At 66.6% G+C, this 13,019-nt stretch carries 13 protein-coding genes; 12 read left to right on the forward strand and 1 reads right to left on the reverse strand.

The genetic code is table 11. The annotated features are described in order from the left end of the window. Positions 1–8: 8 nt before the first annotated feature. Positions 9–1,220, reverse strand: coding sequence for a Na+/H+ antiporter NhaA (gene nhaA / locus RTY13_RS08700; protein ID WP_312782711.1), 1,212 nt, complete (start codon positions 1,218–1,220; stop codon positions 9–11). A gap of 226 nt (positions 1,221–1,446) precedes the next feature. Between nhaA and RTY13_RS08705 the strand changes: the two genes are divergently transcribed. From RTY13_RS08705 to RTY13_RS08760, 12 genes are all read left to right on the forward strand, one after another. Next, the gene (locus RTY13_RS08705) at positions 1,447–2,907 is read left to right on the forward strand and encodes a protein adenylyltransferase SelO family protein (RefSeq protein WP_312782712.1); all 1,461 of its coding nucleotides are present in this window, start codon (positions 1,447–1,449) and stop codon (positions 2,905–2,907) included. 375 nt (positions 2,908–3,282) lie between these two features. After that, a complete protein-coding gene (locus RTY13_RS08710; RefSeq protein ID WP_312782713.1) occupies positions 3,283–3,678 on the forward strand; it encodes a DoxX family protein in 396 nt (131 codons plus the stop codon). A 149-nt stretch (positions 3,679–3,827) separates the two neighbouring features. Continuing rightward, entirely contained in the window at positions 3,828–4,313 is a 486-nt protein-coding gene (locus RTY13_RS08715; RefSeq protein ID WP_312782714.1) for a MerR family DNA-binding transcriptional regulator, read from the forward strand. A 2-nt stretch (positions 4,314–4,315) separates the two neighbouring features. After that, positions 4,316–6,097, forward strand: coding sequence for an acyl-CoA dehydrogenase C-terminal domain-containing protein (locus RTY13_RS08720; RefSeq protein WP_312782716.1), 1,782 nt, complete (start codon positions 4,316–4,318; stop codon positions 6,095–6,097). Position 6,098: 1 nt separating this feature from the next. Then, positions 6,099–6,455 (forward strand): hypothetical protein, encoded by a 357-nt coding sequence (locus RTY13_RS08725; protein ID WP_312782718.1) that lies wholly within the window; start codon positions 6,099–6,101, stop codon positions 6,453–6,455. Further along, positions 6,452–7,615 carry an acyl-CoA dehydrogenase family protein gene (locus RTY13_RS08730; protein ID WP_312782720.1) on the forward strand — a complete coding sequence of 388 codons (1,164 nt, stop codon included), beginning with the start codon at positions 6,452–6,454 and terminating at the stop codon, positions 7,613–7,615. Before RTY13_RS08725 ends, RTY13_RS08730 begins: the two co-directional genes overlap by 4 nt. A gap of 35 nt (positions 7,616–7,650) precedes the next feature. Further along, a complete protein-coding gene (locus RTY13_RS08735) occupies positions 7,651–7,839 on the forward strand; it encodes a hypothetical protein (RefSeq protein WP_312782722.1) in 189 nt (62 codons plus the stop codon). 43 nt (positions 7,840–7,882) lie between these two features. After that, a complete protein-coding gene (locus tag RTY13_RS08740) occupies positions 7,883–8,770 on the forward strand; it encodes a bestrophin family protein (RefSeq protein ID WP_312782723.1) in 888 nt (295 codons plus the stop codon). An 83-nt stretch (positions 8,771–8,853) separates the two neighbouring features. After that, positions 8,854–9,138: a GIY-YIG nuclease family protein gene (locus RTY13_RS08745; protein ID WP_184269798.1), complete on the forward strand. Its 285-nt coding sequence runs from the start codon at positions 8,854–8,856 to the stop codon at positions 9,136–9,138. A gap of 43 nt (positions 9,139–9,181) precedes the next feature. Beyond that, on the forward strand, positions 9,182–9,901 hold the full coding sequence (locus RTY13_RS08750; RefSeq protein ID WP_312782724.1) for a 16S rRNA (uracil(1498)-N(3))-methyltransferase: 720 nt from the start codon (positions 9,182–9,184) through the stop codon (positions 9,899–9,901). Between the two features lie 71 nt (positions 9,902–9,972). Further along, complete coding sequence (locus RTY13_RS08755; protein ID WP_312782726.1) at positions 9,973–11,334, forward strand: glutamate--cysteine ligase; 1,362 nt, start codon at positions 9,973–9,975, stop codon at positions 11,332–11,334. Positions 11,335–11,422: 88 nt separating this feature from the next. After that, positions 11,423–13,015, forward strand: a complete 1,593-nt coding sequence (locus RTY13_RS08760) for an ATP-binding protein (protein WP_312782727.1) — start codon at positions 11,423–11,425, stop codon at positions 13,013–13,015. Positions 13,016–13,019: the final 4 nt, after the last annotated feature.

A 13,019-nucleotide genomic window follows, 5' to 3' on the forward strand; every position in this document is an offset into this window, starting at 1 on the left:
ATCAACGTTCACTGCAAGATCTTGGCAGATGAGGCGTCTTCCCTTTGCTGCTGGCGTCGCGACGCGAGGTTCAGAATCACGGCCGCAGCCAGGGCCGACAGCACGGAGCCGCCGATCACGCCCAGCTTGACCTCGATCTGCTCGGGCGAATCCACGGCTCCGGGGAAGGCCAGGACGCCGATGAAGAGGCTCATGGTGAAGCCGATGCCGCACAACAGGCTGACGCCGTAGAGCTGCAGCCAGCTGGCGCCCGAGGGCTTGTCGCCGATCTTCAGCTTGGCGGCCAGCCAGGCGGCGCCGAAGACCCCGACCTGCTTGCCGATGAACAGACCCAGGGCGATGGCGATGACCAGGGGGGCAAACGCCTGCTCCAACGACAGACCGGCGAAGGACACCCCGGCCTTGGCGAAGGCGAACAGGGGCAGGACCAGGAAGGCCACATAGGGGTGCAGGTCGTGCATCGCCTCCTTCAGCGGGCTCTGCGAGGTCTCGCGGCGCGGCTCGACCGGCACGATCAGGGCGAAGGCCACCGCCGTCAGCGAGGTCGACAGGCCCGACAGCACCGTCAGATACCAGACCGCGCCGAAGCCCAGCACCCAGAAGGGCCCAGCCAGGCGGCGACGACCGATCAGGGCCAGGGCGGCCAGAACACCGGCCACGCCCAGCAGAGGCAGCCACTGCACGCCCTGACTGAACAGGACAGCGATCAGGGCGATGGCCCCCAGGTCGTCAACGATGGCCAGGGTCAGCAGGAAGACCCGCAGCGACGACGGCAAACCCTTGCCCACCATGGCGAAGACGGCCAGGGCGAAGGCGATGTCGGTGGCCAGGGGAATGGGCCAGCCCTGCGACGGCCCGCCCAGCATTCCCGCCACGGCCAGATAGACCAGGCCTGGGACCGCCATCCCCCCCAAGGCGGCGATGATCGGCAGGGCCAGCTTCTTGGGATTGCTCAGTTCGCCCTTGAGGATCTCGTATTTGATCTCGAGACCGACCACGAGGAAGAAGACCGCCATCAGGCCTTCCTTGATCCAGCCCGAGATCGTCTCCTCCAGCCGCAAGGGCCCGACCTGAAGCACGTGGACGCTCTTCAGCCAGGCGAAATAATCGGCGGACAGAGGCGAGTTGGCGACGATCAGGGCGGCGATGGCGGCAAGGCCGAGCACCGCGCCCGATCCGGCTTCGGTCTTGAGAAAGTCGAGCGTGAGCTTCTTGGCCACGGCGGTCTCCGAAATCAGAAAGGACTGTCGTGGCGTCAGGTTATCGACGGACGCCGGACCGGATTCGTCCGTCGAACGACGGCGCCGGCCTGGCCCCGACGCAGTTTGGCGAAACGGGACCTGATCTCTGCGTCTGAAAATACCCAAGCCGCCCGCCGGTTCAACCCCGTCTCCACCGTTGATGTTGCGGTTGCGAAACGGGGCGCGAGCGCGCATCTGCCGCTTCATGCCCGTCTCCTCCGCCTATCGCCCCGACCCGCGCTTCGTCGACCTCGGCCCTGAGTTCGGCGATTCAGTGCTGGCCGCCGACTTCCCCCAGACGATCCTGCGCGTGCGCAACAACCGCGCGGCGGCGACCGTCGGCCTCCAGACGCTGAGCGACGACGAATGGCGCGCCCACTTCGGCCGCTTCGAGCCCCTGCCCGGCCAGCCCGGCCCGATCGCCATGCGCTATCACGGCCATCAGTTCCGCACCTACAACCCCGACCTCGGCGACGGGCGCGGCTTCCTGGCGGCGCAGATGAGAGAAGTGGTCGGCGCTCAAGCAGCGAGCGACCGCGTCGCGAGCGATAGCGCCCCTCAAGGTCGGCTTCTCGACCTTGGAACGAAAGGTTCCGGCCAGACGCCCTGGTCGCGGCGCGGCGACGGGTGCCTGACGCTGAAGGGCGGGATGCGCGAGGTTCTGGCCGCCGCCATGCTGGAATCCCTAGGCGTGCCGACCTGCCGCACCCTGTCCCTGGTCGAGACCGGCGAGGCGCTGGAGCGCAATGACGAACCCTCGCCCACCCGCTCCGCCGTCATGGTGCGGCTGTCGCACAGCCACATCCGTTTCGGCACCTTCCAGCGCGCCGCCTATTATGGGCGCAAGGATCAGATCGAGGTCCTGCTGGAACACGCCCGCAGCCTCTATCATCCGACGGTCGCGACCGGCGACGCGCCCGGCTTCCTCGCCGCCGTGGTCGAGGCTTCGGCCCGGCTGACGGCCAAGTGGATTTCCGCCGGCTTCGTCCACGGGGTGCTGAACACCGACAATCTGAACGTGACGGGCGAGAGTTTCGACTACGGCCCGTGGCGTTTCCTGCCCCACTATGATCCGGCCTTCACCGCCGCCTATTTCGACAGCGAGTGCCTCTACGCCTTCGCGCGTCAGCCTGAGGCCGTGTTCTGGAACCTGACCCAGTTGGCCGGCTGCCTGAAGCTGATCGCCGAGGATCAGGTCGCAGCCCTGACCGAGGCCCTGAACGGCTTCGGCCCCGCCTATATCCGCCACCTGCGCGCGGCCTTCCTCAACCGCCTGGGGGTCAAGAGCCTGGGCGAGGCGGCGGACCAGCGGCTGCTGGACGCGACGCTCGCCCTGCTGCGCGACAAGGGCGAGGCCCTGCGCTGGGAGCCGCTCTTCTTCGACTGGTTCGGCGGCTTCAGTTCGGGCGCGCGGGCGCTGGGCGGCGTGCGCGGCAAGATCTATCAGGGCGAGGCCTTCGACGCCTTCCGCTTCGCCCTGCTGGAGCACGAGCCGGACCGACCCGAACGGCTGGAGCATCCGATGTTCGCCGCTCCCGAACCGGAAGAGATGCTGATCGAGGAGGTCGAGGCCCTGTGGTCGGCCATCGACCAAGGCGACGACTGGGCGCCTCTGCACGCCAAGTTGGCTCGTCTGGACGCGGCGCGAGAAGCCTGGGCTCTATAATACCGCTCATCCCCGCGGAGGCGGGGACCCAGTGAGAGCTTCACGCGCAGCCCACGACCGAGAACTAGGCGTCACGCCCTCGGCCAAAAACCTGGGTCCCCGCCTCCGCGGGGAAGAGCAGGTTTGGGCGGAGATTTCGAATAAGTCATCACCTGATGTCATCGACCGTTGACAGCCTGCCCCGACAGGCCTAGACCACGCTCACGTCCTGCGTCGGGTTACGGGGAATTGTGGTTTCAGCCACGCCGTCGCCGCAGGTCGCGCCTACCCCCGGTTCACAGATTGTTACACTTCCTTGACGATCGCCCCCGGCAATCTGATCTAGCAACTGTTACCAATTCAACCCCCACGGTTTCGGCCATGACCTCGACGACCTTGACGCCCCGTTCCCGCGCAAAATCCGACTATCTGAACCTGGCCCTGTGGACCTTCCAGGGCTGGATCGCGATGTTCTTCATCGCGGCCGGCTACGCCAAGCTGACGGAGTCGATGGAGAACCTGACCGTGCTGATGCACTGGCCCGCCATGGCCAGCGTCAACTTCGTGCGCGGCCTGGGCGTGGTCGAGATCGTCCTGGCCCTGATGGTGCTCAGCCCTCTGGTGTCCTGGCGCTTCGGCCGCCCCCTGCTGCTGACGGCGAGCGTCGGCCTGCTGGCCTTGCAGACCATCATGCTGATCCTGCACGGCATGGAGTTGAATGTCGGCCTGGCCCTGACCAACCTCTTCCTGATCGCCATCACGGCGCCGGTGCTGTGGTTCCGCCGCCACTGATCGCCTGACACAGTTTCCTCCCCGGATCGGCCGCGGCGGGCGCAAGCTCTCCGCGGCCGATTTGCGTTTGGGATCGTGCGCCGATCACAACTGTCGTGACGACGATCGAGAAGCTTCCCTTTACGTCCGCGTCAAGTTATGGATGACGCATGGCGACCGCTGACGATCACCGCACCTATTCCATCCGGCACCTGTGCCGCGAGTTCGGCGCCACCGCGCGCGCCCTGCGCTTCTATGAGGACAAGGGCCTGCTGACCCCGGCCCGCAAGGGCCAGACGCGGGTCTATGACAGCCGCGATCGCGCCCGGCTGAAGCTGATCCTGAGGGGGCGCCGCATCGGCTTCACCCTGCAGGAGATCCAGGAGATGCTGGATCTGTATGACCGCAAGGATCACAACGTCCATCAGATGGCCGTGGCCCTGCGCCGTCACCGCGCCCAGGTCGAGGCGCTGAAGCAACAACTCGAAGACATCGAGGGCGCCATCCAGACGGCCGAAGAGGCCTGCGCCTGGATGGAGTCCAAGTTGGGCGAACACCGCCCTGACCTTCTGCCGGGGGCGGACGAATACGCCAACCTGCTGAGCGAACGGCTCAACCCCGACAACCACTTCCAGCCTTTCAAAGCGAGAGCTTAACCATGGCCTACAAGGCGCCTGTCCGCGACCTGTCCTTCGTCCTGCACGACGTGCTGGAGGTCGAACGCTACGCCAACCACTTCGCCGACGCCGACCTGTCGCGCGACCTGATCGACCAGATCATCGAGGAAGGCGGCAAGTTCGCCGAGGAGGTCATCGCCCCGATCAACCGTCCGGGCGATCAGGAAGGCTGCCATATCGAAGGCGACGTGGTCACCACGCCCAAGGGCTGGAAGGAAGCCTATCACCAGATGGTCGAGGCCGGCTGGACCAGCCTGGCCTTCGGCACGGAATACGGCGGCCAGGGCCTGCCCTCGATCGTCTCCATGGCCGTGGGCCAGTTCACGGCGGCGGCTTCGGCGGCGTTTTCCATGTACCCGGGCCTGACGGCGGGCGCCTATCACGGCATCGAAGCCTCGGCCTCGGACGAGCTGAAGCAGACCTATCTGCCCAGGATGGCGACCGGCGAATGGACCGGCACCATGAACCTGACCGAGCCGCAGTGCGGCACCGACCTGGGCATGGTCCGCACCAAGGCCGTGCCCAACGGCGACGGCTCCTATTCGATCACCGGCCAGAAGATCTGGATCTCGGCCGGCGAGCACGACTTCGCGGACAACATCATCCACACCGTGCTGGCCCGCGTCGAAGGCGCGGTTCCGGGTATCAAGGGCCTGTCGCTCTTCGTCGTGCCCAAGTTCCTCGTCAACGAGGACGGCTCCATCGGCGAACGCAACGGCGTCTCGTGCGCCGGTCTCGAGCACAAGATGGGCATCCACGGCAACGCCACCTGCGTCATGGCCTATGAGAACGCCAAGGGCTGGCTGATCGGCGAAGAAGGCCGCGGCATGAACAACATGTTCGTGGTCATGAACGAGGCCCGCCTCGGCACCGGCCTGCAAGGTTTGGCCATCGGCGACGCCGCCTATCAGGCCGCCGTCGAGTTCGCCAACGACCGTCTGCAGGGCCGCGCCCTGACCGGCGCCAAGAACCCGGACGGCCCGGCCGACCCCATCATGGTCCACCCCGACGTGCGCCGGATGCTGCTGGAGTCCAAGGCCTTCGTCGAAGGTGGCCGCGCCTTCATCCTGTGGACCGCCCTGCAAGCCGACCTGCAGAAGTCCTCGGACGAGGCCACGGCGACCAAGGCCAAGGACTACATGGGCCTGATCACGCCCGTCCTGAAAGCCTACCTGACCGACAAGGGCTTCCACGTCGCCTCACTGGCCATGCAGGTCCACGGCGGTTCGGGCTACACCGAACACTTCCCCGCCTCGCAGTATCTGCGCGATGCGCGCATCACCATGATCTATGAGGGCACCAACGGCATTCAGGCCCTGGACCTGGTGGGCCGCAAGCTGCCGTCGAACGGCGGCCGCGCCATCATGAGCTGGTTCTCCGACATCGACGCCTTCGTGTCTGAGAACGGTGACAATGAAGCCATCAAACCCTTCGTCGACGGCCTGGCCGACACCAAGAAGAAGCTGCAGGACGGCACCATGTGGCTGATGCAGAACGGCATGGCCAACCCGGACAACGCCGCCGCCGCCTCGACCGACTACCTGCACATCTTCGGCCTGACGGCCCTAGCCTACATGTGGGCCCAGATGGCCAAGTCGGCGTCGGCCAAGATCGCCGCTGGCGACGCCGATCCCTACTACGTCACCAAGCTGCAGACCGGGCAGTATTTCGTCGAGCGCATCCTGCCCGACGCCGCCGCCCACCTGACCAAGCTGAAGACCGGCGCCGAGGTGCTGATGCAGATGCCCGCCGAGGCCTTCTGAGGTGGAATTAGCCAAGCCCGTTCTCTGGGCTGTCGGTATTATCGCCGCAATCGTAATCGGCGTAGTCGGATGGCTTCGGACACGTTCCGTAAACACGCATGATCCGCTTCAGGATCGCTTGGCGGAGCATTTCAGGCGCTATCTGGCGTCCGCTCGTTCGGAAGACGAAAGATCCCTGCTGATCGAGGCGCTGCGTCGCGAACTCAAACAGCGTCAGGTGCCGCGAGACGAATGGCGCTTTCGGCTCTCGTCCGCGCTCAGCCTGATCGGCCAAACAGAGTCACGGACCAGTGTCGAAGCCACCAGCAAGGCTCACGATCTGGTCGATGTTATCGAACGCCTTGGGAAATCCTCATGAACGTGCTCAACACTCCCGATCCTGACTTCATGCTGGAAGAGGAGATCGTCCTCTTCTCCGACAGCGTCGGCAAATGGATCGGCGAGCACGCCCCGCCCGAGAAGATGGCGGAATGGATCGCCGCCTCCAGCGTGCCGCGCGGCCTGTGGAACACGGCGGGCGAGGCCGGACTTCTGGGGCTGTCCCTGCCGGAAGAAGACGGCGGCTTCGGCGGCGACTATCGCCACGAGGTCGTGCTGATGCGCCAGCTGGGCTGGAAGGGCGCGGACCACTTCGGCATCTCGCTGCACAACGCCATCGTCATGCCCTACATCTGGCACTACGGCACCGCCGAGCAGAAGGCGCGCTGGCTGCCGCGCCTGCAATCGGGCGAACTGGTCGGCGCCATCGCCATGACCGAGCCGGGCGCCGGCTCTGACCTGCAAGGGATCAAGACCACCGCCATCAAGTCGGGCGACCACTATGTCCTGAACGGCTCCAAGACCTTCATCACCAACGGCCAGCTGGCCAACTTCATCATCGTCGTCGCCAAGACCGACCCGGCCGAAGGCGCCAAGGGCACCAGCCTGATCTGCCTTGAAACCGATGGCGCCGAGGGCTTCGAGCGCGGCCGCAACCTGCACAAGATCGGCATGGAGGCCAACGACACCTCCGAGCTCTTCTTCAACGATGTGAAGGTGCCGCTGGAGAACGCCATCGGCGGCGGCGAAGGCATGGGCTTCGTTCAGCTGATGCAGCAACTGCCGCAGGAACGCCTGAACATCGCCGTCCAGGGCGTGGCCGCCGCCGAGCGCGGACTGGAGGCGACGCTGGACTACGTCAAGCAGCGCAAGGCCTTCGGCAAGCGGGTGATCGACTTCCAGAACACCCAGTTCAAGCTGGCCGAGGTCAAGACCAAGCTGACGGTGGCCAAGGTCTTCGTCGACCACTGCATCGGTCTGCATCTCAAGGGCCAGCTGGACGCCGCCACCGCCTCCATGGCCAAGTACTGGGTCACCGACATCCAGGGCGAGACCATCGACGAGATGCTGCAGCTCTTCGGCGGCTACGGCTATATGACCGAATATCCGATCGCCCAGCTCTACAAGGACGCCCGCGTCCAGCGCATCTATGGCGGCACGAACGAGATCATGAAACTGCTGATCGCGCGGACGCTGTAAGGGCGCCGTGTGGCGCTCACGGGGATCAGGGACGGATGGCCGCCCATAGCGAGACTGACCTGTCGGAAGCGCTGCGCGCCGTCGAATCCCTGATCGCCAAATGCGAGAAGGCCATTCTGAAACTACCCGTCGGCGCGTCCCAACACACGCTTCTCGACCGCCGGATCGCCGCGCTCAGGCTAGCCCGCGACCTGATCGAGGAGCGGCTGGCCGGGAGGGATTAGGCCCACCCTGTAAAACCCACTGCCGGGGCGGTATGGGAGGGCCATGATCGTCCGCTCCCGCCCCGGCCCGATGCAAATCCTGTTCGCCATCAACGGGTCCATCCTGCCGCGCGTGGTCGGGCGGCTGGCCCTGACCGCCGCCATCACGGTGGCGGCGGTGATGCTGCACCGGGAGCGGCCCGACCTGCCGGTGCATCTGGCGGCGGCGCCCTTCGCCCTGATCGGGCTGGCGCTGTCCATCTTCATGAGCTTCCGCAACAACGCCTGCTACGACCGCTGGTGGGAGGCGCGAAAGCTGTGGGGCGAACTGATCATCGCCGTCCGCTCCTTCATCCGCCAGACGGCCTTGCTGCCGGAGGATCGCCGCATGCCCATGCTGGACGGGGTCGGCGGCTTCGTCTTCGGCCTGGCCGCCCGACTGCGCGACCGTGATGAGGCGAGCGAGATCGCGCGCTGGACCCCGGTCGCGCCCGCGCCCCACGCCACCGACGCCGCCCTGACCGGCGTAGGCCGCCAGTGCGCCGAACTGCTGCGCGACGGCCTGATCGACCCGATCCGCTATTCGGTGCTGGAGTTGCGGCTGACCGAGATGAGCCACGTCCTGGCCGGCTGCGAACGGATCAAGACCACGCCCCTGCCCTTCGCCTACGCCCTGCTGTTGCACCGCACGGCCCACGCCTTTTGCCTGATGCTGCCCTTCGCCCTGGCCCCCGCTCTGGGGTGGTGGACGTTGGCGGTGTCGCTGCTGGTCGCCTACACCTTCTTCGGTCTGGACGCGCTGGGCGACGAACTGGAAGACCCCTTCGGCGACGATCCCAACGACCTGCCGCTGGACGCCATGAGCCGAATGCTGGAGCGCGAACTGCGTCACGCCAAGGGCCAAACCGACCTGCCCCCCGTCTGGCCCGCCATCCGCGACCGGCTAAGCTGAACGGCTGACACAAAAAGTAACTGCGTTATTCTACCCGCTCATCCCCGCGAAAGCGGGGACCCAGTCCTTTTGCGGGGCAGACCGTGGCCTTCTTCACCTACATTGTCGCCAGTGGGCGGAACGGCGCCCTCTACACCGGCTCGACCGACGACATCGTCGAACGCACCTCACAGCACCGCGAAAAGGTGTTCAGGGGGTTCTCGGCCAAGTATGGGTGCGCTGTTCTGGTCTGGTACGAGCTTCACCCGACTCGGCACGACGCCTTCATTCGCGAACGCCAGATCAAGAAATGGAACCGCGTCTGGAAACTGGAGCTGATCGAGCGGGCCAATCCGGGCTGGCGCGATCTGTTCAACGATCTGTTCTAAGGCTCTCACTGGGTCCCCGCTTCCGCGGGGATGAGCGGAAAATATGATACGCCTTCACGTCACCTCCGACCTCGCCCCCGGTCTCGCCGTCGCCCCGACCCTCGACCAGTCGCGCTATCTGACCCAGGTCATGCGGCTGAAGGCGGGCGACGACCTGCTGGTCTTCAACGGCCGTCATGGCGAGTGGCGCGCCAGCGTCGCCGAAGTGCTGAAGAAGGGCGTCATCCTGCGCGCCGAGGAGCTTGTGCGCGAACAGACCCACGGCTCCGATCTGGAGCTGATCGTCGCCGTGGTGAAAAAGGCGCGGATCGAAACCATCGTAGAGAAGGCGACCGAGTTGGGGGCGAGCCGCGTGCGTCTGGTCCTGACCCATCGCACCAACGCCGACCGGCTGCGGCTGGACCGGCTGGACGCCATCGCCGAAGAGGCCGCCGAGCAGACCGGCCGTCTGGACGTGCCCCTGGTCGATGATCCGATGAAACTGGACGCCCTGCTGGACGGCTGGGACGCCGAGCGCCGCCTGATGTTCTGCGACGAGACCGGCGGCGCCCCCGCCGTATCGGCCCTGACCGCTGCGGGCGGCGACAAGTGGGCCATCCTGATCGGTCCCGAGGGCGGTTTCTCGCCCGAGGAAGGCGAGCGACTGCGCGCCCTGCCCTTCACCACCGCCGTCTCTCTGGGCCCGCGCATCCTGCGCGCCGACACCGCCGCCATCGCCGCCCTGACCCTGTGGCAGGCGGCTGTCGGCGACTGGGACCGCTAGAAGTTTCTCGTGCTTCCCTCTTGAGCGGGGCCGTATCCTCGCCCATCTAGCCGCGACAGCAGGGGTTACAGATGTCCGACACGGCGCCGCTTTCCAGAGATCAACTGATCCACGCCATGTCGAAGGGCGAGAAGCCCGCCGACCAGTGGCGCATCGGCGCCGAGCACGAGAAGTTCGGCTTCGACCGCACCACCCTGCGCCGTCCCGCCTATGAGGGGGACAACGGCATCCTGGCCATGCTGACGGGGCTGCAGCGCTTCGGCTGGTCGCCGGTCGAGGAAGCCGGCCACGTCATCGCCCTGGAGCGCAAGAACGCCGAGGGCTTCACCGCCTCGATCAGTCTGGAGCCGGGCGGCCAGTTCGAATTGTCGGGCGCGCCGCTGCAGACCATCCACGACATCTGTTCGGAAACCGGCCAGCACCTGATGGAGGTCAAGCAGGTCGCGGACCAGCTGAACCTCGGCTTCCTCGGCGCCGGTTTCGATCCCCTGTGGCGGCGCGAGGATGTGCCGGTCATGCCCAAGGGCCGTTACGGCATCATGCGCGCCTACATGCCCAAGAAGGGCTCGCTGGGCCTCGACATGATGCTGCGCACCTGCACCATCCAGGCCAATCTCGACTTCGATTCAGAAGCCGACATGGTCATGAAGTTCCGCACCTCGCTGGCGCTTCAGCCCATCGCCACGGCCCTGTTCGCCTGTTCACCCTTCACCGAGGGCAAGCCCAACGGCTTCCTGTCGGCGCGCGCCAATGTCTGGACCGACACCGATCCCGACCGCACGGGGATGCTGGACTTCGTCTTCGCCGACGGCTTCGGCTACGAACGCTACGCCGACTATGCGCTGGACACGCCGATGTATTTCGCCAAGCGCGGCGAGACCTATGTCGACCTGTCGGGCCAGTCGTTCCGCAAGTTCATGACCGAGGGTCTGGACGCCCTGCCCGGCGAGCGCGCCACGGCCAAGGACTGGGCCGACCACCTGACCACCCTCTTCCCGGAAGTGCGGCTGAAACAGTATCTGGAGATGCGCGGCGCCGACGGCGGCCCCTGGAGCCGCATCTGCGCCCTGCCCGCCCTGTGGGCCGGCATCCTGTACGACGCGCCGTCGCTGGCCGCCGCCTGGGACCTGTGCAAGGACTGGGACATCGCCGACCATGAGCGCCTGCGCCGCGACGTCACCCGTCTGGGCCTCAAGGCCGAGGTGGCGGGCCGCAGCGTCCGCGACATCGCCGTCGATCTGGTCGAGATCGCCAAACACGGTCTGAAGAACCGCGCCCGCTTCAGCGGCGGCATGGTGGATGAGCGCGGCTATCTGTCGGAACTGGAAGACATCGCCGACAGCGGCGTGACCCCCGCCGACCGCCTGCTGGAACTGTACCACGGCGAATGGAAGGGCGACGTCAGCCGCATCTACCGCGACTTCGCCTACTAAGGCCGAGGTCTGGCGCCTCGTCACACTACGGAAATGCGACCTTAACCGGCGTCGTCTAGAAACGGCGGCCAGTACCTAAGGATCGCCCATGACTCTCGCCCCGGCCGCCGCCCCACCGCTGACGGGAAGACCGCAGCCGGCGCGCGACGCAGCGACCGATCTGGCGACCTTCTTCGACGTCTCGCTGGACCTGCTGGTCATCCGCGATCTGGACGGCTTCATCGTTCGGGTCAGCGCCTCCTGGGCCGCCACCCTCGGGTATGAACCAGACGACCTGATCGGCCTGGCCATCCTGACCCTGGTCCATCCCGACGACCTGCCCGCCACCCTGGACAGCGTCACCGAGGTCGAGACGCGTCGGCACGGCGATCCCGTCAAGGGTCACGTCAACCGCTACCGCCACCGCGACGGCCACTACGTCACCCTGGAATGGCGGGCGCAGAAGTTCGGCGAGCGCATCTACGCCGTGGCCCGCGACGTCACCGCCAAGATCGCCGCCGAACAGGCCCTGATCGAGGCCAAGGCCGCCGCCGAGGCCGCCAACCGCGCCAAGTCCGACTTCCTGGCCAATATGAGCCACGAGATCCGCACGCCCCTGAACGGGGTCATCGGCATCGTCGACGCCCTGTCACGCACGCCGCTGTCGCCGGATCAGGCGGAGATGGTGGGACTGATCGCCACCTCGGGCGTTACGCTGGAGCGGCTGGTCTCGGACATGCTGGACGTCTCGCGCATCGAGGCGGGCAGGCTGGAGTTGGAACTGCGCCCCTTCGATCTGAATGAAGCCCTGGCCGCGCCCCTGGACACCCTCAGGATGCGCGCCGAAGACAAGGGCCTGGCCTTCCATGTCGAGCGCCCGGCCCATGTGCGCGGCGCCTTCGTCGGCGACAGCGTCCGCATCGGCCAGATCCTGGGCAACCTGTTGTCCAATGCCGTGAAGTTCACCGCCGAGGGTGCGGTCAGCGTCCGCTTCGCTTTGAGCGAGGACGACGGCGCCCCGACCCTGCTGACCTTCGAGGTCGAGGACACAGGTGTCGGCTTTGACGCCGACCACGCCGCCCAGCTGTTCCAGCGCTTCAGCCAGGCCGACAGCAGCATCACCCGCCGATTCGGCGGCACGGGTCTGGGCCTGTCGATCTGCCGCTCGCTAACCGAGATGATGGGCGGGCGGATCGAGGGGCGTTCCACGCCCGGCGTCGGCAGCCGCTTCCGGGTCGAGTTGCCCCTGCCCCGCGCCCAGAGCCTGAAGGACTATGACGCCCGCGATTCGGCCGCCCTCGCCGCTGGGCCGCAACCCTCGCGGCGCCTGCGTGTGCTGCTGGCCGAAGACCACCCCGTCAACCAACGCGTGGTGCAACTGATCCTGGCCGATCATGTGGCGGAACTGGTCACCGTCGATGACGGCGCCCAGGCCGTGGCCGCCTGTGAAGCCGGAACCTTCGATGTGGTGCTGATGGACATGCAGATGCCCGGCATGGACGGGCTGAGCGCGACCCGCGCCATCCGCGCGCTGGAGGCGACCCGTTCAACGACCTCGCGCACACCGATCCTGATGCTGAGCGCCAATGCCATGGCCGAGCACCGCGACGCCGCCCGCGCCGCCGGCGCGGACCTGCACCTGGCCAAGCCGGTCACGGCGCGCGACCTGCTCAACGCTCTGGCGATGTTCTCTTCGAGCTGAGCAG

Source organism: Brevundimonas sp. (assembly GCF_032055285.1).
In the GTDB taxonomy this organism is placed as follows: domain Bacteria; phylum Pseudomonadota; class Alphaproteobacteria; order Caulobacterales; family Caulobacteraceae; genus Brevundimonas.